The sequence below is a fragment of the Dokdonella sp. genome, assembly GCF_017744955.1.
Classification (GTDB): domain Bacteria; phylum Pseudomonadota; class Gammaproteobacteria; order Xanthomonadales; family Rhodanobacteraceae; genus Dokdonella_A.
The window spans coordinates 327468-348156 of record NZ_JAGIAG010000004.1 but is presented as its reverse complement, the minus strand read 5'-3'; the positions used below and the strand labels follow the sequence as shown (position 1 = coordinate 348156).

Sequence of the window (20689 nt, the reverse complement as noted above, 5' to 3'; positions counted from 1 at the left end):
GGTGAGGGGAGTCGGCGTGGAGTGCTTCACTTCGAGTTTCCCTCATCCGGCCCTTCGGGCCACCTTCTCCCACTAGTGGGAGAAGGGAAAGCGATGGTGTTCACCTCTCCCGCTCGCGGGAGAGGTCGCGCCGCAGGCGCGGGTGAGGGCCTGCGGAGTGGAGCGTTTCATTCCGACAGCTGCAAGGAAAAATCCCATTCGACTACACGAAAGCCCCCTCTCAAAGATGCGGCACGCCGTCGCCGTCGAGATACTTCTCGAACACCCCCACCGTATTGGCCAAGGTCACCTGAGCCGGAAACGGACTGCCGGTGGCGATGATCTTGGTCTGCGCCGGACCGTCGGAGAAGCGGCCCGGATCGCCCTCGCTGTCGCCGGCGGTCTGCAGCACGCGCTTGGACAACTGCTCCACCTGATCCGGCGAAAGGCTGTTGATCCACGACTGCAATCGATCGGCCGGCACGTGCTTGAGTTCAGCGTACTTCTGCAGGAACGGCAACTGGCCGCTGCCGGCCGCGCCGCTGAGCACGCCGCCCTGCTTGCTCAGTGCGGCCGCCGCCTTGTCGTTGTAGCCGGCCGAGATCAGGAACTTCTCGGAAGCGCCCTCGTACTGGTGCGCGTTCTTGATCGCGTCGTAGGCCAGCTTGCCGACCACGCCGACCGCGGTCACGCCGAGGCCGACCGGGCCGAGCCAGGCGGCCGCGCCGAACGCCGGCGCCACCGTCAGCGCGCCGCCGACCGCGGTGGTCGCCGAGAAGATCGCATTGCCGGTGTCCTGCGCGGTGCCGATGCCGAAGCCCGAGCGCACCGCACTGATGCCGTCGAACACCGCCGACACGCCGGCGATCAGGTCGCCGGCGGTAGCGCGCGCGGCGAGTTTCCATTCGCCGCCGAACTGGCCGAGCTTGGAGGCCTTGTCGACCGCGCCGAGGCCGACCAGGACCTCGGCGTTCTTCTGCGCGAAGCCGGCCGCGTCGAGCACGAGCTTGAGGTCGTTCTGGATGTCGCCCGGATTGGCGGCGGCCTTGTTGTACGAGTTGTACAGGCTGGCGCCGGCGAACGCGACGCCGACGCCGCGCAGCAGCTGGCCCGGCACGGTTTCCTTGTTGAAGGTCTTCGACAGCGCGGCGTCGGTGTCGAGCTTCTTGTTGAGGTCCTGCAGCGCCTTGTTCATCTCGGCCGGCGTGCTGCCGGCCTTGCCGACGGCGTCCTCGACCGCCTTCACGGCCTTGTCGAGATCGCCCTTGGTGACGCCGAGCAGCTTGGCGAAGTTCTCGTTCTTCAGGTCGCCGATCGCCTGCTTCGCCGCGGCGACGCTGGCCGGATCGTGCAGGTTCACGCCCTGCATCTTGTCGAGCACGTGCGTGCGCACGTAGGCCGATGCCGCTTCATTGGTGAACTTGCGCGCGACGTCGCCGAGCTTGGAGAACGCGAACAGGTTCGCCATGCTGGCCGCGTGCGTGTCGTCGGCCAGCTTCGGGTCGGTCTGCAGCGCGGTCGAGATCGCCAGGCCCGCCGAAGGATCGTCGGCGATCTTCTTCAGCGCGTCGTCGATCGCCGGCGCCGCGCCCGTCGGCGCCTTCTCGTTCAGCGCGATCATCTGCTCGGTCAGCTTGGTACCGTCGGCGGCGACCTGCTGGCGCAGCTTGGTTTCCTCGGCCTGCCAGTCGGCGCCCTTGCCCGCGCGGTAGTCGGCCACTGCCTTGTTGAGCTGCTGCGGCGACAGCCCGGCGCCGTCGTTCTGCACCAGCCACGACAGTTCGGCGTCGTGCTGGGCGAGCTTCTTGACGTCGTCGGCGACCTTGTCCTTGAACTTCTGCACGCCGTCGGTGGCGACCTTGACCACGCCGGTGGCGTCGACGCCGGCCGCTTCCATGCGCTTGGCGACGTCGAGCGTCGCCGCCGGGCTCTCGCCGTCGGCGATCTTCGACAGGTCGCGCTGGGTGATGCCGTCATTGATGTTCTGCACGACGATCTTCGGATCGCTGCCGGCCGCCTTCATCTGCCTGGCGAGCTCGATCGCGTAGGCCGGATCGGCGCCGTTGCCGATCGCATTGCGCACGGCATCGATGTGCCACGCGCCGCTGCCGGCGTAGCGCGCGATCGCCGCGTCGCCCTGCGGCGTGCCGGCGATGCGGCTGGTCACGTTCATCAGGTGGGTCACACCCTGCATGCCGAGCGGCGAGCCGCCGCCGAAGTGATCGGCGTTCGCCTTGGCGAAGGCTTCGTAACCGGGCAGCGTCTGCTCGACCAGCGCCGCCGCGGTCTGCTTGTCGAGGCCCTGCGTGATCTGCTCGAGGCGCTGCATCGACGAGGCGGTCTGGCCTTGCGGCAGCGTGCCGTTCGACGGCTTGTCGGTCAGCGGCTGGTTCACCCATGCCGCGGCGTCGGCGAGGATCTTCTTCGCGCCGGGGTCGGCCAGCACGGCGTCCTTGACCGGTTGCGGCACGTTGGCGGTGCCGGTGCCGAGCGCCTTCACCGCGTCGCTCGGATTGCCCTTCGCCTGCGCCGCGGCGACGATGCCCTGCGCCTGGCGCTCGGTGCGGATGCCGGCGACGGCGTCGGTGACGGCTTTCTGGTCGTTCGGATCGGTGTAGCGCGCGGCGATGTCCTGGCCGGCCTTGGCGACCGCGGCGTCGTCCGCCTTGGCGCCGACGCCGGCGTCGATCTCGGCCGAGACCGCCGTCTTCAATTCCTTCTGCGCGCTGGTGAGCTGGCGGTCGAGGTCGCGCACGTCGGCCTTCATCGCTTCGTTGCCGCGCGCGACTTCCTGCTTGTGGTAGGCGAGTTCGCCCTGCGTGCGCGAGACTTCCTTGAGCGCGCCGTCGACGCGCGCCGCTTCCGGCGTCTTCGGCGTCTGCGCCGGCGGCGTCTGCTGCACCGGCGGCTGCACCTGCGTGTCGGCCGGATCGTTCGCCGCCGCCTTCGGCAGCTTCACGCGATCGCCGGGATTGATCACGTCCGGATTGCGGATCTGCGGATTGAGTTTCTGCAGCGTCGGCACGTCGGTGGCGTGCTGCCTGGCGATGCCGTCGAGCGTGTCGCCGCGCTCGACGACGTGTTCGTCGTTCTGCGGCGGTGGCGCCGGCGTCTGGGCGGGCGTCTGCGGACGCGAAGGACTGTTGATCGGCGGCGACATGGCGGCGAGCTCGGGCGAGGGGAGGTCGCGATTGCACCGCAGCCGCGGCGCCGCCGGGATTGGGGAAAGCGATAGGTCGCTTTGTCACACGCGCGTCACCGAAGCGTGCGTCCGGAAATTTCCCCTTCGTGCAGAGGTCAGCGCGGCGCGCGCGCCTTCGCCAGCGCCGCGGCGTCGAGCCGTACGACCGGATAGGCGCCGATCTTCTGCATCGCGTACCACGGCGAGCGCTCGTAGAAGAACGCCAGCCGCGCGGCCGGCGATTTCGCGAACGCGGCATCGGCGGCGAGCTTCGCCTCGAACTCGCTCTTCAGCGCCGGATCCTTCGCCAGCATCTCGCGCGCGAGACGTTCGGCCACGCGCGCGTCGGCGTATTCCTTCTGCTCGAAGATCGTGTCGAAGAACCCCCAGTGCAGCAGCGAATCGGCGGCGCGCGGTTCGAGCAGGTTCACCGCGACGTTCGCGGCCGGCTGGTCCAGCGGTATCAAGATCGCGCCGGCGGCGAAGTCGGCGTCCGCCGTCTCGGTGCTCGAAGCGAAATCGCGCAGCCAGTGGCGGCTCTCGAACGGCTTTTCGTCCCAGCGCGGCGCGTCGAGTCGGTAGCGCTCGATGCGCAGGTGCAGCGGCTGCTCGACGCGCTCGAAACGGATGCCGTGCTGGCGCAGCTTGTCGGCGATCTGCGGCCAGCTCGCCGGCACCAGATAGGCCGCCGGCAGCCGCACGGTTTCCGTCGCCACCAGGTCGCGGAAGAACGGAATCGTGTAGGTCTTCGGCGTGCGCGGGTCGTAGCGGACCCAGCGGTCGCCGGAGATCGCGCTGGCCTCGTGCTCGAACGCGTAGCCTTTCAGCGTGAACGGCTCGGAGCGGTCGCTGGTGCGGAACGCGACCGGCAGGCTCGCCTGCGCGTCGCGCACGCGCGCGACGGTGTCGGCGTCGGCCTGTGTCACCGCCTTGCGCAGGTCGCCCGGATGGCGGTCGAGGTGCGCCAGCGTCGCGACGATCAGGTCGTAGGTCGCGCGCACGCGCGTGGCGTAAGGTTTGAGCATGTGCGTCTCGACCAGCATCGCGGCGCGGTTGCGCAGGGCGACGTAGCCGGTCGAGAAGCGCGCGCCGGAGCCGAAGTTGGCGATGCCCTTGCCGAGGTCGCGATGGTCGACCAGTTCGAGATACGGCGCGGCGAGATGCCCGCGCTTCTCGAAGTCCGGCAGGATCGAGCGCGCGAACGCCTCGCTCTGCCAGCGCTTCACCGCCGGATGCAGCGGGCCCCATTCCTCCAGGTACCAGGTCAGGTCGTACTGGTAGTCGGCGCCGTCGGTGGTGTGGATGTCGAAGAACAGGTCCGGCTGCCAGGCGTCGAACATCGCCAGCCAGTCGCGCATTTCCGGCGCGTCGGCCTTGATGTAGTCGCGATTGAGATTGAGGTTCTGCGCGGTCGCGCGGAAACCCATCTCGCGCGGCCCGTTCTGGTTGATGCGGTTGTACGGATGCGCGTTCTCGTGGCCGTCGACGTTGAAGATCGGCAGCCAGACCAGGATCGCGTGGTCGAGCAGGCGCGCGTGCTTCGCGCCGGCGCGCAGGTCGCGCAGCAGCATCAGCGCGGCGTCCTTGCCCTCGATCTCGCCGGCGTGGATGCCGGACTGCACCAGCACGATCTCCTTGCCCGAGGCGCGTGCCGCTTCCGGCGTGAACTCGCCGTCCTTCGCCGCGACCACCAGCATCAGGTCGCGGCCTTCCGGCGAGACGCCGAAGCGCGTCAGCCGGATCCGTTCCGGCGCGGACGCGGCGAGGCGTTCGAGGTACGCGCGCGTCTGCGCGTACGACGGCGTCGTCGCGAATTCGGCGCGTTCGGCCGGCGTGGTCCAGTCGGCCGACGTCGCCGGCACCCAGCCGAAGAGCAGGCACAACAGCGGAAAGTGTCGCAGCGGGGCGGGAATTCTCATCGCGGAACGGTACGCGGCAGCGGCGGAAGTCCGCGATGGTACGCCGCGCGTCCGCGCACGACGACGCTCAGTCGGGCAGCGGCCGGTTCGTCGCGCCGACGGTGAACGGCAAGGTGTCCGGCCCCGCCGCGCCGGCGGAGAGGATGAAGGCCATCGCCTGGTCGACGCTCCAGTCGGTGGCGATCAGCCGCTCGATCGGCACGATCTCCAGGTAGCCGCCGGTCGGATTCGGCGTGGTCGGCACGTACACCGCGGCGAGTTCGGCGCCGCCGGCGTCGCGGAACACGCGCGTGACGAAGCCGATCGACTTCAGCTGCGGCGACGGGAAGTCGATCAGCACGACGCGCTGCGTGCCGCCCGGCTTGCTCTGCAGCATGCCCATCAGCTTCTTCGCGCCGCCGTAGATGCTGTGCGCGACCGGGATGCGGTCGATCACGCGCTCGAACGCGCCGAGTAGGCGCCGGCCGAACACGTGGCTGACGGCGAAGCCCATCGCATACAGCGCGATGAGCGTGACCGCGAAGGCGAGCAGGGAGGTCAGCCATTCCTGGTTGAAGTGCCCGAGCGTTTCCGGGAACACGCCGGCCAGCGCGTCGAACAGCGCCGCGACCCACGGCAGGTTGACCTGCGAGAGCAGCGAGAAGATCGACTTGAACACGATCCAGGTCAGCCAGATCGGAATGAACGTGAGCAGGCCGGTGAGCAGATAGCGCTGGACGTAGAGCGGACGCATGGCCGCGCGAGTGTAGCCGAGCGCGATGCGCTCGTACGCATCCGTTCTACCGCTGTTCGCGGCGCTCGGCGTCGGGCTGAGGCAGCTCGCGCACGAGGCGGAAACCGACGCTCGCGTAGCCGACGTCGCCCGCGCTCAGGCCGACGCGCGCGAGGTTGGATTCGTCGCCGTCGTCGCGCCAGGACAGGCCGCGGAAGCTGCGTTCGCCGCATTCGCCGGCGCCCGGTTTCGCGCAGCCGTCGATCCATTGGCTGACGTTGCCGGCGATGTCGTACACGCCCGGCGGCGTCGTCGCGAAGCGGCCGACCGGCGCGGTCTGCGCATAGCCGTCGTCGCAGTTGGAGCGCTTGGCGAGGTTGGCGGCGCCACAGGCGGTGCCGGCTTCGGCGGGCTGCGCCAGCAGCAGCCATTCGCGCTGGGTCGGCAGGCGATAGCGCGCGCCGGTCTTGCGGCTGAGCCAGCTCGCGTATGCGCTGGCGTCTTCCCAGCTGACGCAGACGACCGGGTGGTCGTCGGCCTGGGTGAAGCCGGGCGCACGCCAGCTGAGGCCGTCGCGCGCGAACAGGCGCTGCGACTCGCGGCACGGCGCGGTGGCGCGGCCGGTGCTCTCGACGAAGCGTTCGTAGGCGCCGCGCGTGATGTCGCCGGTCGACACCGCGAAGGCGTTCTCCACGTGTCCGGCGGCGGCGAGCAGGCCCGGCACGATGACCAGCGGCGGACCGTCGACGTCGCGGAACGCGCCGCCTTCGGCGAGCAGCCGCTGCGGACGGTCGAGGTCGTCCTGCAGCACGCGCGCGAGCGGCGGGTCGAGCTTGCTCAGCACCCCCTGCAACGGTTGCAGCGCACGCGCCTGCGCGGTGTCGAACGGATCGCCGCCGCTGCGCGCGCGGCGCTGCTCGACCGCGCGCCGGATCGGCGCGGCGAACGCGACGAAGGCCGGGCCGTCGCCGAGCTGCGCGCGTTCGGCCAGTGAGATGCCGGCGCCGATCGGTTCGATCGCCGCCTGCACGTCGCGGCCCTCGATCGCCTTCGCCGCGCGCGTGGCGAGCAGGTTCAACACGTGTGCGATGCCCTTCAGCGCATCGCGCTGGCGCGGCTCCTCGGCGAGGATGTCGAGATAGCGCTCGGCCGCGTTGTCGCCGGCGGGAGCGACCAGCTGCCCGCGCGCGATCAGCGCAGCGGCGTCCTTCAGGCGCTGCGCGCGCGCGTCGTCCTTCGCTTGCGCGTCGTCGACCGGGGGCGATGCGGCCTCCTCGGGCGCCTGCTCGGATCCGGCGGCCGGCGCATCGGTCGAAGGAGGCGCCGCGTCGTTCGCCGCGGCGTGCGAGGCGGCCGGGGGCGCCGGTGCCGCCGTCGGCGGCACCGCGCGGTCCGGCCGGTGCGGCAGCAGCGCGAGCAGGCCTGCCAGCGCGACCAGCATGCCGATGCCGAGCGCGATCGCGCGCCGCTGGCGCGGGATCGCCACCAGGCGCTCGATCAGCGCCATCGACCATCGCGACAGCGCGAACTGCGGCGGCGCCGCCAGCCGCTTCTCGATCAGCGCGAGCGCGGCGAGCATTTCCTCGGCGCTCTGGAAACGCGCGTCGGGCGTCTTCGCCAGCGCCTTGTCGATCAGCGGCTGCCACAGCCGGCGCGTCAGCGGCAGGCGAGGCACCGGCTTCTCGATGTGCGCCAGCGCGACCGAGAGCGAGTCGGCACCCTGGTAGGGCAGCTCGCCGGTCAGCAGTTCGTAGCAGACCACGCCGAGGCTGTAGAGGTCCGAACGCCCGTCCAGCGACTGTCCGCGCGCCTGCTCCGGGCTCATGTAGCCGGACGAGCCGATCGTGGCGCCTTCGCGCGTCACCCGCGGCGCGCGCGTGGAGCTGAGCGCGATGCCGAAGTCGGCCAGCATCGGCCGGTCGAGCTTGTCGAACAGCACGTTCTCCGGCTTCACGTCGCGATGCACGATGCCCTGGTCGTGGGCGAAGCCGAGCGCCTCGGCGACCGCGCGCACGACCTCGAGCACGCGCTGCGGATCCTCGCGCAGGTTGCGCGACAACAGGTCGCCGTTGGCGAGGTACGGCATCGTGTAGTAGATGCTGCCGTCGGAGGTGCGGCCGACCTCGTAGATGCTGACGATGTGCGGATGGTCGAGCCGCGCGATCGTGCGCGCCTCGTGCTGGAAGCGGCGTGCGATCTCGTCGTCCGGCGCGCGCTCGCTGGCCAGCACCTTGACCGCGACCTGGCGCCCGAGCGATTCCTGCACGGCCAGGTACACCGTCGCCATGCCGCCGAGGCCGAGCCTGCGCACGATCCGGTAGCCGGGAATCTCGAACGGGAGGTTCAGGCGGGTCATGGCGTTCGCGCGGGGCCGGACCGCGATTCTAGCGAAGCGGCGCCGCCCGCGCGGGACGCCGCGCTCAGGCCGGCGGCTTGAGCCGGGCGCCCTTGAAGTAATGCACGCGCAGGTCGAGCCCGCGCGCGCTGCGCCCGATGTAGGTGAAGCGCGGATTCCACCAGCTCGCCGCGCGGCCCTTGTCGCGGAAGCGCGCGTTCTCCAGCTCGAGCAGGATGCCGATGCACGGGTAGTCGCGCGCCGCGGCGTACTCCTCCAGCAGCACGCAGGAGCGCTTCAGCAGCGCCATCACCAGCGGCGTCGAGCGCCAGCGCGCGCCGACGAAGCAGCGCCAGAAATAGACCGGCTGGCCGAGCGGCTGCGGCGTCGCCGGCAGCGCGGTGCAGACGCCGGCGACGCGGCCGTCGGCGTCGACGGCGTGCAGCACGATCTGCTGCAGGCGCTCGCTCATCTGCGCCTCGTCATTCAGCGCGCCTTCGGCGCGCCAGAACGCGCGGATCGCGTCGGCGTCGGCGGGGCGGATCGCCGGCCAGTCGACGACGTAGTCGTACGCGGGCGCGGTTTCGCTCATGCGTCGCCCGCTGCCGTGCCGGTGCCGTAGGCGGCCGTGGTCGCCACGGCTTGCGCTTCCGGTTGCGGCGTGAAGCCGACTTCGCGCAAGGCTTCGTCGGGCAGTGCGTAGGAGGAGGTCAGGAATTCGCCCTCGTGGATGATCTCCGGGAACAGCACGCCGGGCAGTGCCTGCACGGCGAAGATCTCCTGCACGCCGCCGGTGAACTTGAGCAGGCCGATCGTGTTGCCGGTGCCGATGTGCACCGCCCACACGCCGCTCTGGCGATCGGCGTTCGCCTCGGTGATCTCGATGTCGGTGAACGCGTTCGTCTCGCGCAGCTGCGACAGGCCGATGAAGGCGACCGGGCCTAAGAAATCGAGCCCGCGCGCGAAGCCGGGCACGCGCGCGACGTCCTTCTTCTCGCCGGTCTTCGGATCGATCGTGACCAGCGCGCCGCGGCCCGATTCGAGCACCCACAGGCGGTCGTCGTACCAGCGCGGCGAGTGCGGCATCGACAGGCCGCGCGCGATGACCTTGTCGGTGGCCATGTCGATCAGGATGCCGCCGTCGCGCTTGTTCTTGCGCCAGCCCTGCGGCTCGTTGGTCTCGCCGAGCGCGGTGAGATAGCGCGGCTTGCCGTCCCGCATCGCCAGTCCGTTGAGGTGGCAGCGGTCCTCCGGCGCGTAGTGCGAGACGAAGCGCGGCCGCCAGCGCGGCACGAAGCTCGACTTGGTGTCCAGCGTGCACAGGCAGGAGAACAGCGTGTTCACGAACCACAGGTCGCCGTGCTTGTCCCAGGCCATCTCGTGGATGTCGATCGCGCCGGTGATGTGGCCGCGCCGCGCCAGGTACACCGCGTCGTGCCGCGGCGGAGTCTGCAGGCGCTTGGCCACCGCCGGCATGTTGCGGAACTCGGCGATCTCGATCGCCGCGCCGAGCGCCAGCCGCTCGCCGTCGGCGGCCATGCCCATCGGCCGGTTGAACGTGCGGAAGTGCGTGTTGATCGAGGCGCCGTCGGGCCTGAGGATCACCAGCTTGCCGGCCTGGTAGGTGCTGACGACGAGGCAGCCGCCGAGCTGGCGCAGCAGGTCGGGGAAGTTGGTCGTGTGCACGCTGCCGAGGACTTCGGCGACGTTGGGCTGTGGGTTCTCCGGGGCGGGTCCAGTGGCGGCGGTGTCGTCGTGTTCGCTCATGGCAGGCTTGTCGATGGCCGGGCCGGCATCCTGTCACGAAAGGCAGGCGATGGCACGCCGGCGGCCTGCGGCGTGCCGTCGTCGTGTCTTTTCAGTCGAAGCCGTCGGCGAACAGCACGTCGCTCTCGATCGCGCCGATGTCCACTCCGGCGCCGACCCGGCGCGGGTAGCCGAGGCCGCGCTGGTCGTAGTCGCCGCTGCCGCTGCCGGCGTTGATCGCGATGCTGTGCGGCAGCGGCAGCATGGTCGGCGTGCGACCGCCGTTGTTCGCCAGCGGACCCAGCCGCGGATCGACGTCGAACAGCGTATCGCCCGGCATCGGGCCGAAGTTCGCCGCCGCTCCGATCAGGTTGTGGCTGCCGCCGACCACGCTGAGACTGCCGGTCGGAGTGCCGATGTCCGATGGCACGCTGGTCGTGTCGTCGAGCCGGTGGTTGCCGGAGACGATCGTGCTGCGCAGGTCGACGTCGACGTCGTAGGCGACGAACAAGCCGGCGCCGTAGCTCGTGTGCGAAGAATTCGCCTCGACGTTGCCGGTGATCGTGCTGTTGCTGATGATGGCGTCGCGACCGATGAACACGCCGCTGCCCACGGCCGAGTCGGTGGCGGTGTTGTCGGTGATCGTGCTATTGGCGATTTCCAGATTCGTTCCGGCGCCGACGCCGAACAGCACGAGACCTCCGATCTGCTCGGCGCTGTTGCCGTGCACGGTGACGAAGCCGATGGCCACGTTGCCCGCGATGGAGGCGGCGCCGCCCATGCCGCTGCTGCCGCCGCTCGAGTAGGCGGCGTTGTTGCGGAAGATGCTGTACTTGGCGACCACGCCGCCGTAGGTGTGCAAGCCGCCGCCGGCGGAAAACGCGCTGGCGGCGCGCACCTCGTTGCCGCTGATGACGCTGTCGAGCATCTCGGCGCCGAGCCTGGCATACACGCCGCCGCCGCGCGCCGCGCCCGTACCGTCGGCCTGCGCCAGGCAGTACTTGGCGCCGGCATCGACCATGCGCACGCCGCCTTGCGAGTAGACGCATCCGCCGAAGGCGTTGGCGCTCCCGCTGGTGTACTTGGCGCCGTCGATGACGGTGAGCCCTTCGATGCCCAAGCGGCCCGTGCCGAGGTGGACCAGCACCGGCGAGCTGTTGTTACCGCTGATGCTGAGTGAGTTCATTCCCGGACCGACCAGGAGCAGGTCGTCGACACCGGTGGCGAGCGCGCCGGTGGTCAGGGTGATCGTGCTGCACGTCAGTCCGCGCAGATCGATGGTGTCGCCGCTTGCCGCATCGCCAATGGCGTCGCGCAGGCTGCCGGCGCCGCTGTCGTCGCAGTTGGTGACGAGGTGGGTGACGCTCCCTTGCGGGCGCGGAGGCGTCGGCGGGTGCCGGAGTTTCCACTGCTCGGCCAGCGGGTTTTCCCCATCCGAAGCGCGTCCGGCGCGGTCGAGCAGCTCGTCGCGCGACAGCGCGGTGGCCGCAGCGGCGCCGCTCGCCGCGCCGAGCGCGAGCGCGACGGCGAGGCTGCCGGCGAGCAGGTGGAGGCTGGGCGGAGCGAAAGTACGTTTGCGATGGCGGTGCACGGCATCTCCCTGTGAGTCGGCCCGGCGGCAATTCCGCCGGTGTGGGATGCCAAGCGCAAAAGAGCGTCGTCAGGAGACAGGCCGTCGCGGATCGCCGGCGCGGCGCGGCTTCTCGCGCACGTAGAGCTGCTTGCGCACGCGCGCGACGACTTCGCCGCTCGCGGTGACGACGGGCGTCTCGCACCAGCGCAGGTATTTCTCGCCGTTCGCGGTGGCGGCGCGGATTTCCTCCAGCATCGCCTCGTCCACTTCGAACTCGGCGTAGACGTCTTCGCGGCCCGGGGCGACGAATTCGATCTCGCCGGCCTTGTCCCAGACGATGTAGTCGCGCCCCAGGCGCTGCATCGTCAGGATCATCCAGAACGGATCGGTCATCGCGAACAGGCTGCCGCCGAAGTGCGTGCCGACGTAGTTGCGGTTGTACCAGCGGCGGCGCAGCGCGACGCGCGCGCGGCACCAGTCGGCGGAGATGTCCAGCACGCGGATGCCCGCGAACAGGAACGGCGGCCACAGGTTCATGAGGCGGCGCAGGCGGGCGGGCTTCATCGTCGCGGGTCGGAAAGCGGGCACCGGCGCAAGCGTACCGGAACGCGCCGGCGCGTCGATGCGAGTTGCCGTGCGCAGGCGGCCGCCCGTATCATCGCCGCGCGCCACGGGGATCGTGGCGTCGTAAGCGTTCACGTCAACCAACGCGCCAACCCGTTTCCGGATTGCCGGACTCGTCGTGCCTTCGCGGAAGCGAGCACGAGGCGCTGTCGCTTGACCGGAATTGAATAGGATTTTCATGAACGCTCCTGCTTCTCCTTCTCCCGCACCCGTCGCTTTCGCGGCGCTCCGCCATCCCGGCTTCCGTGCGTACTTCCTGCTGTCGGCCCTGGCGATGATGGCCGACAACATCGAGCACGTGATCAGCTACTGGGTGATCTTCGAACACTTCCAGTCGCCGGCGCTCGGCGGCTTCGCGGTGGTCTCGCACTGGCTGCCGTTCCTGTTGTTCTCGGTGTATTCCGGCTCGCTCGCCGATCGCTACGACCCGCGCCGCATGATCCAGCTCGGCATGGTGCTGTTCATGGGCGTGTCGATCCTGTGGGGCGTGCTGTTCGTCACCGGGGCCTTGCAGATCTGGCACGCGGCGGCGCTGCTGATCGTGCACGGGCTCGCCGGCGTGCTGTGGGGTCCGCCGTCGCAGCTGCTGCTGCACGACATCGTCGGGCGCGAGCACCTGCAGAGCGCGGTGCGTCTGAACGCGACCGCGCGCCAGCTCGGCATGCTGATGGGCCCCGGCGTCGGCGGCGCGCTGATGCTCGCGCTGGGGCCGAACCTCGGCATCTTCGTCAATGCGCTGCTGTATCTGCCGTTCATCCTGTGGCTGGCGGTGGCGCCGTACGGGCCGAAGTTCCGCGCCGCCGGCGCGGTGGTCGCGACGCGCGCGGTGCGCACGCTCGGCGACGTCGGCCGCGCGTTGACGGAAATCGCGCAGCATCGCGTGATCCTGGCGATGGCCCTGCTCGCGGGCTGCGCGTCGCTGTTCATCGGCAACGCCTACCAGGCGCAGATGCCGGGCTTCGCGCACGACCTCGGCCAGGGCAAGGCCGATTTCTACTACAGCATGCTGCTCGGCGCCGACGCCGCCGGTGCGCTGACCGCCGGTTTCGTACTCGAAGCACGCGGCCTGCTGCAGCCGCGCGCGCGCACCGCCTGCCTGCTGGCGATGATCTGGTGCGTCGCGCTCGGCAGCTTCGCGCTGACGACGAGCTATCCGCTCGCGCTGGCGCTGCTATTCGTCGCCGGCTTCGTCGAGCTGTCCTTCGGCGCGATGGCGCAGACCTTGGTGCAGCTCGAAGCGCCGGCCGAGATGCGCGGCCGCGCGATCGGCGTCTACAACATGTTCGCGCTCGGCATGCGCATGTTCAGCGGCGTCACCGTGGGGCTGGTCGGCGCGCGCATCGGCATCCACTGGTCGCTGGCGTTGAGCGCGGCGGTGTTGTTCGTGGTGATCGGGCTGTTGATGCGGTTCGGTCTGGGCCGCAACGCGCGGAGCGACTGAGCGCCTGCGCGGATCTTCATCGAGGTGAATGCCGCTGTGACGGCGGCATTCCTTTCGGTCGACGTGGCGGTCGTCGGTATCGGTGCGCCTGCATCGGAGTCGCACGCGTCCGATACGTTCGGCGTTCCGATTTTCTCTTCTCTCGATCCGACGAACCGAAGGCTGCGCGGCGGCCGGGCGGCGTTCCGCATCGTGTGATCGTCGTCTCCGTCCGGCCATCACGCTTCGATCGAGCGCAGCAGCGCCGCCGTGCTTTCAGAATGAAAGCAACGTTTTTCAGAACGAAAGAGTCGGGCCTCGCCGGGAAGGATCGGCGTGGGCTAAGAATTTGATTCGAAAGGAAAGAGGAGGGTTGGCACGCAATCTGCCTTAGAGGCAGTCGCAACACTCGCAGCGGTAGGCGGACGAAGCCTAGCTGCGCATATTGCACTGCACAATAGGAAGGAGTCAAGCGTGTCGTCCCGAATCAAGATCATCGTTCCGATTCCGATGGGCGCCGACGGCGTCGCGGCGCGCGCGTCGCAGTTGCCGGCGCATCTGGTGCTGCCGGGCTTCGTGCCGGAATTCGTCTCCGTGGCGAAGGGCGCCGCGCTCGGCGACAGCGCCTACGACATGCTGCTGATGGATTTCGCGGTCGCCGAAGCCGGCATGCGCGCGCAGCAGGAAGGCTATGCGGCGGTGTGCATCGACACCGTCAGCGATTCCGGCCTGGCGGCGCTGCGTTCGCGCCTGGACATTCCGGTGATCGCGCCGGGGCAGGCGGCGTTCCACGTCGCCAGCATGCTCGGCAAGAAGTTCAGCATCCTCACGATGTGGGACGAGTGGTTCCCGCTCTACGAGAAGGTGCTGACCGAATACCGCCTGTGGCCGCGCGTCGCCTCGCTGCGTTCGATCAAGACGCGGCCCGACCTCGAAGAGCTGCTGGCCGGCAAGGAAGAGGTCGTCTTCAAGAAACTCGAGGCCGAGGCGCATCGGGCGATCGAGGAAGACGGCGCCGACGTGATCGTGCTCGGCTCGACCACGATGCACCAGTCGCACGCCTATCTCGCCGGCTGCCTGCCGGTGCCCGTGATCAATCCGGGCCAGGTCGCCTACAAGCTCTGCGAGATGTTCCTGACCCTGGGCCTTCGCCACAGCAAGAAGGCCTATCCCGCGCCGCAGGCGCCCAACGACGCCGTCTACCACGGTTTCGCGAACTGACCCGAGGAGTAACCGCATGTCCAAGCTCACCCGCCAGCAACTGATCGACCTCGGCGTCGAGAAGTATTTCGGCAACGTCGACCGCAAGAACATGGACGCCGTGCTCGCCTGCTGCCACGACGACTGCGCCGTGACGATCCAGACCGACCACCTCACGCACGGCGGCATCGCGGCCATCCGCCGCATGTTCGAGAACCTGTTCGCCGGCTTCGAGGAGATCTGGCACGGCGATTTCGAAGTCACCGCCGACGAGCAGAACCAGACTGTCGCGATGCGCTTCAACGTACGCCTGGTCGACGCCAAGGGCCAGGAGACTCGCTTGAGCAACTGCAACTTCTTCTACGTCGAGGGCGGCCGCTTCCGCCGCTACTACGTGTTCATGAGCGGCGACAACGTCCTGCGCTGAACGATCGACGGATGAACGCGAGCCCACGGCACGGAGCAGGACATCGATGAGCAAGGCGCTGCACGGAATACGCATTCTCGATCTCACCCACATGCTGTCGGGCCCCTACGCGGGGATGATCCTGGCGGACCTGGGGGCCGAGACGATCAAGGTCGAACCGATCGGCGGCGAGGGCACGCGCGCGCTGCTGGCCGGCGATCCGAAGCACTCGTTCCACGGCATGGGTGCGTATTTCATCACGCTCAACCGCAGCAAGAAGAGCATCTGCGTCGACCTGAAGCGGGAGCAGGGCCGCGCCGTGTTCCACGACCTGGTGCGCGTGTCGGACGTGGTGCTCGACAACTTCAGCGCCGGCGTCACGGCCAAGCTCGGCATCGACCACGCGCACCTCAGCCAGATCAACGAACGCATCATCACCTGCTCGGTGTCCGGCTTCGGCCAGGACGGGCCGAACTACCTGCGCCCGGCGTTCGACCAGGTCGTGCAGGGCATCGGCGGCGGCATGTCGATCACCGGCGAGAGCGCCGATCGCCCGATGCGCTCGGGCATTCCGATCGGCGACCTCGCCGGCGGCATGTTCGCCGTGATGGGCGTGCTGGCGGCTTTGCAGGCGCGCTCGCGGCACGGCCGCGGGCAGCACGTGGACATCAGCATGCTCGATTGCCAGATCAGCATGCTGAACTACATGGCGACGATGCACCTGATGAGCGGCGAGAACCCCGAGCCGCTCGGCAACGGCCACTTCGTCCACGTGCCCTACAACACCTACCGCACCGCCGACGGCTTCATCATCGTGGCGGTCATCTTCGACAGCTTCTGGGAACGCCTGGTCGAACTGCTCGACGTCGCCGAGTTCCGCGACGCCAAGTACCGCCAGCAGCCCGGGCGCCTCGCCGACAAGGCGGTGATCGACGCGCGGCTGAACGAGATCTTCGCCACGCAGAGCACGGCGCACTGGGTCGAGCGGCTCACCTCCGTGCGCGTGCCGTGCGCGCCGGTCAACCGCTTCAGCGAAGCGCTGTCCGATCCGCAGGTGCGCCATCGCGGCATGGTGGTGGAGATTCCGCATCCCGAGGGCGGCGCGGTGGAGGCGCCGGGCAATCCGATCAAGCTGTCGATCGACGACGGCGCCGAGTACGGCGCGCCGCCGCTGCTCGGCCAGCATACCCGCGCGGTGCTCGCCGACCTGCTCGGCTACGACGTCTCCAGGATCGACTCGCTGCACGGCGATCGAGTGGTCGCCTGAGATGGCCGCCGATCGGGTCGTCATCAACGAAGTCGGTCCGCGCGACGGCCTGCAGAGCCAGTCGCGCACGCTCGACCTCGACCAGCGCCTGGCGATGATCGAAGCGCTGGTCGCGGCCGGCCTCGCCAGCATCGAGGCCGGCAGCTTCGTCTCGCCGAAGGCGGTGCCGCAGATGGCCGGCACCGGCGAGCTGTTCGCGCGTCTGCCGCAGCGCGAGCGCGTGCGCTATTCCGCGTTGGTGCCGAACGCGCGCGGCTACGAACTCGCCCGCGCCGCCGGCGCGAACACCGTGTCGGTCGTGCTGTCGGCGACCGAGACGATGAATCGCCGCAACATCAACATGGGTCTGGACGAAACGGCCAGCGTCTGCGCCGCGCTGATGCAGCGCGCCGCCGCCGACGGCGCGGACGGATGGGCTTATCTCGCCGTCGCCTACGAATGTCCGTTCGAGGGACCGACGCCGGTCGAAACGGTCGAACGCCTCGCGGCGACCATGATCGAGGCCGGCGCGCGCAAGCTGATCGTCGCCGACACCATCGGCGCTGCGAATCCGGCGCAGGTGCGCACGCTGATCCGGCGTCTGGCCGATGCCTTCGGCGCGCCGCGCATCGGCTGCCATTTCCACGACACGCGTGGCATGGCGCTGGCCAACGTACTGGCCGCGCTCGACCTGGGCGTGCGCGATTTCGACAGTTCCGTCGGGGGGCTCGGCGGCTGTCCTTTTTCTCCCGGTGCGAGCGGCAACGTGGCCACCGAAGACGTGGTGCTGATGCTCGAATCGATGGGAGTGGAAACCGGCGTCGATCTCGACGCGCTGGTCGGTGCGGTCGAACGCTGCGGCGACCTGCTGCAAAGCCCGCTCGGCGGGCATTCCTTCCGCTGGCTGCGCCGGCGCGTCGAGCAGGCGAGGAAGCACGCGCATGCTTGATCGAATCTCCAGTCTGCTCGCGCGCGTTTCGCCGTGGGCCATCATCGCCGGGCTCGCGTACGCGGCGATCTTCGTCGAAGTCGACGTCGACGCGGAGTCGATGGCGCAGCCGCTGGCCGAGAACCGCGACCTGTTCTTCGGCGCGGCCGCCGCCGACGGCCATCTGTGGTTCGTCGGCCAGGGCGGCGCGGTGCTGGCGCGCGAGGAAGCGACGCGCCAATGGCAGCGCACGCAGCTGCAACCGGTCACCAACCTGCAAGGCATCGCGGCTTCGGACGCCGGCGTGCTCGTCGCGGTCGGCAACGGCGGCCGCTACTGGCGCCGCGGCGTCGGCGAAGCCTGGGAGGCGCAGACGCTGCCGGTCGGCGACGTCGGCAACAAGCTGCTCGACGTGGCGTTCTTCGACGGCCATTTCTGGATCGTCGGCGAGATGGGCGCGCTGTTCCGCGGCGATGCGCAAGGCACGAACTGGCAGCGCCTGCGCGATGCCGACGACGTCGCCTTCAATCGCATCCGCCCCGGCCCGGATGGCTCGATCTGGATCGCCGCCGAATTCGGCCGCCTGCTGCACAGCCGCGACGGCGGCGCCACGTGGACCGAAACCGAACTCGGCAGCGAGAGCCTGCAATCGATCGCGTTCGCCGGCGCCGAAGGCGTGCTGGTCGGCAATCGCGGACAGGCGTTCCATTCCGCCGACGGCGGCGCCAGCTGGCAGCCGATCGAACGGTTCAGCGCGGAGCACCTCTACGACGTGCTGGCGCGGCCGGACGGCTGGCTCGCGGTCGGCGACCGCGGCGCGCTGTTCGCCGGCGACCGCGCCGCGGCGCAGTGGCGCGCGCTGACGCCGCAGGGGCTCGGCAAGGGGTATCAGGTGCGCCTGCTCGCCTCGCGCGACGGCGACGTGCTGGTCGGCCGCGGCCTCGGCCTGCTCGGCGCCGACGGCGGCTTCCGTGCGTGGCCGGAGGCGGTGCGATGAAGAAGCTGCTCGACCTCGCCACCGCCGTTTCCTCGTTCTCGATCCGCCATCGCGTCGGCGTCTGCGCGGTCATCGCGCTGATCACGCTGTTCTTCGCCGCCTGCCTCGTGCGGCTCGATGTGCGCACGCGCTTCGGCGACATGGTTCCGCACGACCATCCGTACGTGAAGGTGCACCAGCAGTACCAGGACAGTTTCGCGGCGAGCAATCGCGTCACGATCCTGGTGCGCTCGCAGGACGGCGACATCTTCAAGACACAGGTTTTGGAGGAGATCCGCCGCATCACCTACGACCTGCAGCAGGTGCACGGCGTCAATCCGCTGCAGATCACCTCGCTGGCTTCGAAGAAGCTCAAGCGCGTCGACGCCTCCAGCGAAGGCATCGAGACGCGACCGATGATGTGGCCGGACGTGCCCAAGACGCAGGCCGACATCGACGCGCTGCGCCAGGCGGTGCTGAACAATCCGATGGTGTACGGCCTATATGTCGACGCCGAACTGAAATCGGCGCTGATCCAGGTCGACTTCTACGACCACCTGGTCGACTACGCGAAGATCTTCCCGCAGATCCAGGCCATCCTCGACGCCTCGCCGGCGAAAGAGCAGGTCAGCCTGCACCTGGTCGGCGAGCCGATCCTGTACGGCTGGGTCGCGCACTACCTCGGCGAGACGGTGTCGATCTCGCTGCTGTCGCTGGCGGCGATGCTGGTGCTGCTGTTCGTCATCAGCCGCACCTGGCGCGGCACGGTGCTGCCGCTGCTGGCCGGCCTGGTCTCGGCGACCTGGGCGCTCGGCGTCGGCAGCCTGCTCGGCTACAACTTCGATCCGCTGGTGATCGTGGTCGCCTTCATCATCACCGCGCGCGCGTTCTCGCATTCGGTGCAGCTGATCACGCGCTTCGACGACCTCGCCGTGGGCGAGTCGATCGAGCCGCGGCGCGCCGCCGAGCAGAGCATGCGCGAGCTGTTCCGCCCCGGCATGCTCGGCTTGTACGCCGACGCCGGCGCGATCCTGTGCGTGATCCTCACGCCGATCCCGCTGATGCACAAGGTCGCCATCATCGGCGCGATCTGGGTGATGACGATCGCCGTCTCGGCGGTGATCCTGACGCCGGTGCTGCTGTCGTGGGTGGAGCGGCCGGACCGCTACGTGCATCCGCTCCGGCTCGATCGCGTGCTCGGCCTGTTCACCAGTGCGGCGACGTGGGTGGCGACGAGCAAGGCGCGCTACGCGGTGGCGCCGCTGACCCTGGTGCTGCTCGCCGGGTTCCTGTTCGAGGCCACGCGCATCACCGTGGGCGACGCCAGCGACGGCTCACCGATCCTCTGGCAGGACTCCTCGTTCAACCGCGACAGCGCGCTGATCAACGGCCTGTATCCGGGTTCCGAGCAGATGTTCGTCGCCGTCGAGGGCAAGGCGCCGGACGCGCTGAAGCAGCCGGAGGTGCTGGACTGGATGCAGCGCTTCTCGCGCTACATGGAGCGCCAGCCGGAGATCGGCGGCAGCGTGTCGCTGGCCGACATCGTGGTGGAGATCCGCCGCAACCTGCACGAGGGCAATCCGCGCTACCGCGAGCTCGGCGCCGACGCGGGCGAGAACGGCGAGCTGATCAGCTTCTACATGCAGGGCGCCGACCCGGACGACCTCGACCAGTTCAGCGACGTGCACTTCAAGAACGGCGCGGTCACGTTGTTCTTCCGCGACCACAAGGGCGAGACGCTGCGCCACGCGATCCACAACGGCAAGCAGTTCATCGCCGACAACCCGATGCCGCAGGCCGAGGCGAAGCTGGCCGGCGGCGTGCTCGGCATCACCGCGGCGGTCAACGAGATCCTGCTGCGCGACCAGATCGAGGCGATCGCGCTGGCCTTCCTGGTCGTGGTGCTCTGCTGCCTGGTGGTGTACCGCTCGTCGGTCAGCGGCGTGTTCTTCATCATCCCGGTGCTGATCTCCAACGTGGTGACCTTCGCCTACATGGCCTGGCACGGCATCGGCATGAGCATCAGCACCTTGCCGGTGGTCGCGCTCGGCATCGGCCTCGGCGTCGACTACGCGTTCTACATCGTCGACGCGATCAAGGAACACCTGGAGAAGCATCCCGGCGCCTCGCCGCAGGACGCGGTGCGCCAGTCGCTCGGCTCCGCCGGCCGCGGCGTGATCCTCACCGCGCTGACGCTGGCCGCCGGCGTGCTGCTGTGGTCCGGCTCGTCGCTGCGCTTCCAGGCCGAGATGGGAATCCTCATCGGCCTGTGGCTGATGGTGTCGGCGTTCACCTCGCTGTTCGTGATGCCTTCGCTCGCACTCGTGTTCAAGCCCGATTTCATCTTCGGAAGCGCGCTTCCGGAACAGGCGGCGGCCTCGCACCGCCGCGACCCAGAGTCTTACGCCCGGAGGGGGACGATATGAGAAGAACAGAACACGGCG

Annotated in this window: 16 protein-coding genes; 8 read left to right on the top strand and 8 right to left on the bottom strand. The window is 69.3% G+C overall.

What is annotated here, in order from left to right:
* Positions 1 to 220 precede the first annotated feature (220 nt).
* From J7520_RS11985 to J7520_RS11950, 8 genes are all read right to left on the bottom strand, one after another.
* Positions 221 to 3139, bottom strand: a complete 2919-nt coding sequence (locus tag J7520_RS11985) for a LysM peptidoglycan-binding domain-containing protein (protein WP_291188535.1) — start codon at positions 3137 to 3139, stop codon at positions 221 to 223.
* A 137-nt stretch (positions 3140 to 3276) separates the two neighbouring features.
* The gene (locus J7520_RS11980) at positions 3277 to 5079 is read right to left on the bottom strand and encodes a M14 family metallopeptidase (RefSeq protein WP_291188533.1); all 1803 of its coding nucleotides are present in this window, start codon (positions 5077 to 5079) and stop codon (positions 3277 to 3279) included.
* Between the two features lie 67 nt (positions 5080 to 5146).
* Complete coding sequence (locus J7520_RS11975) at positions 5147 to 5812, bottom strand: DUF502 domain-containing protein (protein WP_291188531.1); 666 nt, start codon at positions 5810 to 5812, stop codon at positions 5147 to 5149.
* Positions 5813 to 5858: 46 nt separating this feature from the next.
* Positions 5859 to 8147, bottom strand: a complete 2289-nt coding sequence (locus J7520_RS11970; protein WP_291188529.1) for a bifunctional serine/threonine-protein kinase/formylglycine-generating enzyme family protein — start codon at positions 8145 to 8147, stop codon at positions 5859 to 5861.
* Between the two features lie 64 nt (positions 8148 to 8211).
* Positions 8212 to 8718: a hypothetical protein gene (locus tag J7520_RS11965; protein WP_291188527.1), complete on the bottom strand. Its 507-nt coding sequence runs from the start codon at positions 8716 to 8718 to the stop codon at positions 8212 to 8214.
* Positions 8715 to 9893 (bottom strand): TIGR03032 family protein, encoded by a 1179-nt coding sequence (locus tag J7520_RS11960; RefSeq protein ID WP_291188526.1) that lies wholly within the window; start codon positions 9891 to 9893, stop codon positions 8715 to 8717. Before J7520_RS11960 ends, J7520_RS11965 begins: the two co-directional genes overlap by 4 nt.
* A gap of 91 nt (positions 9894 to 9984) precedes the next feature.
* Positions 9985 to 11463, bottom strand: coding sequence for a choice-of-anchor Q domain-containing protein (locus J7520_RS11955; protein WP_291188524.1), 1479 nt, complete (start codon positions 11461 to 11463; stop codon positions 9985 to 9987).
* Between the two features lie 69 nt (positions 11464 to 11532).
* A complete protein-coding gene (locus J7520_RS11950) occupies positions 11533 to 12009 on the bottom strand; it encodes a DUF4442 domain-containing protein (RefSeq protein ID WP_291188522.1) in 477 nt (158 codons plus the stop codon).
* A 238-nt stretch (positions 12010 to 12247) separates the two neighbouring features.
* Here J7520_RS11950 and J7520_RS11945 point away from each other — a divergent pair, with 238 nt between their 5' ends.
* The 8 genes from J7520_RS11945 (at position 12248) to J7520_RS11910 (ending at position 20671) form a co-directional block, all read left to right on the top strand.
* Positions 12248 to 13510: an MFS transporter gene (locus J7520_RS11945; RefSeq protein ID WP_291188520.1), complete on the top strand. Its 1263-nt coding sequence runs from the start codon at positions 12248 to 12250 to the stop codon at positions 13508 to 13510.
* A gap of 24 nt (positions 13511 to 13534) precedes the next feature.
* Complete coding sequence (locus J7520_RS11940) at positions 13535 to 13708, top strand: hypothetical protein (RefSeq protein ID WP_291188518.1); 174 nt, start codon at positions 13535 to 13537, stop codon at positions 13706 to 13708.
* Positions 13709 to 13963: 255 nt separating this feature from the next.
* On the top strand, positions 13964 to 14710 hold the full coding sequence (locus J7520_RS11935; RefSeq protein ID WP_291188516.1) for an aspartate/glutamate racemase family protein: 747 nt from the start codon (positions 13964 to 13966) through the stop codon (positions 14708 to 14710).
* Positions 14711 to 14726: 16 nt separating this feature from the next.
* Complete coding sequence (locus tag J7520_RS11930; RefSeq protein WP_291188515.1) at positions 14727 to 15116, top strand: nuclear transport factor 2 family protein; 390 nt, start codon at positions 14727 to 14729, stop codon at positions 15114 to 15116.
* Between the two features lie 46 nt (positions 15117 to 15162).
* On the top strand, positions 15163 to 16362 hold the full coding sequence (locus tag J7520_RS11925; RefSeq protein WP_291188513.1) for a CoA transferase: 1200 nt from the start codon (positions 15163 to 15165) through the stop codon (positions 16360 to 16362).
* A 1-nt stretch (position 16363) separates the two neighbouring features.
* Positions 16364 to 17290 carry a hydroxymethylglutaryl-CoA lyase gene (locus J7520_RS11920; protein WP_291188511.1) on the top strand — a complete coding sequence of 309 codons (927 nt, stop codon included), beginning with the start codon at positions 16364 to 16366 and terminating at the stop codon, positions 17288 to 17290.
* Positions 17283 to 18266 carry a YCF48-related protein gene (locus J7520_RS11915; protein WP_291188509.1) on the top strand — a complete coding sequence of 328 codons (984 nt, stop codon included), beginning with the start codon at positions 17283 to 17285 and terminating at the stop codon, positions 18264 to 18266. Before J7520_RS11920 ends, J7520_RS11915 begins: the two co-directional genes overlap by 8 nt.
* Positions 18263 to 20671, top strand: a complete 2409-nt coding sequence (locus J7520_RS11910) for an efflux RND transporter permease subunit (RefSeq protein ID WP_291188507.1) — start codon at positions 18263 to 18265, stop codon at positions 20669 to 20671. Before J7520_RS11915 ends, J7520_RS11910 begins: the two co-directional genes overlap by 4 nt.
* Positions 20672 to 20689: the final 18 nt, after the last annotated feature.

Coding starts and splice junctions, on each gene's coding strand:
- J7520_RS11950 (WP_291188522.1), bottom strand. CDS start 12,009: ATGAAGCCCGCCCGCCTGCGCCGCCTCATGAACCTGTGGCCGCCGTTC.
- J7520_RS11945 (WP_291188520.1), top strand. CDS start 12,248: ATGAACGCTCCTGCTTCTCCTTCTCCCGCACCCGTCGCTTTCGCGGCG.
- J7520_RS11920 (WP_291188511.1), top strand. CDS start 16,364: ATGGCCGCCGATCGGGTCGTCATCAACGAAGTCGGTCCGCGCGACGGC.
- J7520_RS11915 (WP_291188509.1), top strand. CDS start 17,283: ATGCTTGATCGAATCTCCAGTCTGCTCGCGCGCGTTTCGCCGTGGGCC.
- J7520_RS11965 (WP_291188527.1), bottom strand. CDS start 8,718: ATGAGCGAAACCGCGCCCGCGTACGACTACGTCGTCGACTGGCCGGCG.
- J7520_RS11985 (WP_291188535.1), bottom strand. CDS start 3,139: ATGTCGCCGCCGATCAACAGTCCTTCGCGTCCGCAGACGCCCGCCCAG.
- J7520_RS11970 (WP_291188529.1), bottom strand. CDS start 8,147: ATGACCCGCCTGAACCTCCCGTTCGAGATTCCCGGCTACCGGATCGTG.
- J7520_RS11925 (WP_291188513.1), top strand. CDS start 15,163: ATGAGCAAGGCGCTGCACGGAATACGCATTCTCGATCTCACCCACATG.
- J7520_RS11930 (WP_291188515.1), top strand. CDS start 14,727: ATGTCCAAGCTCACCCGCCAGCAACTGATCGACCTCGGCGTCGAGAAG.
- J7520_RS11980 (WP_291188533.1), bottom strand. CDS start 5,079: ATGAGAATTCCCGCCCCGCTGCGACACTTTCCGCTGTTGTGCCTGCTC.
- J7520_RS11960 (WP_291188526.1), bottom strand. CDS start 9,893: ATGAGCGAACACGACGACACCGCCGCCACTGGACCCGCCCCGGAGAAC.
- J7520_RS11910 (WP_291188507.1), top strand. CDS start 18,263: ATGAAGAAGCTGCTCGACCTCGCCACCGCCGTTTCCTCGTTCTCGATC.
- J7520_RS11975 (WP_291188531.1), bottom strand. CDS start 5,812: ATGCGTCCGCTCTACGTCCAGCGCTATCTGCTCACCGGCCTGCTCACG.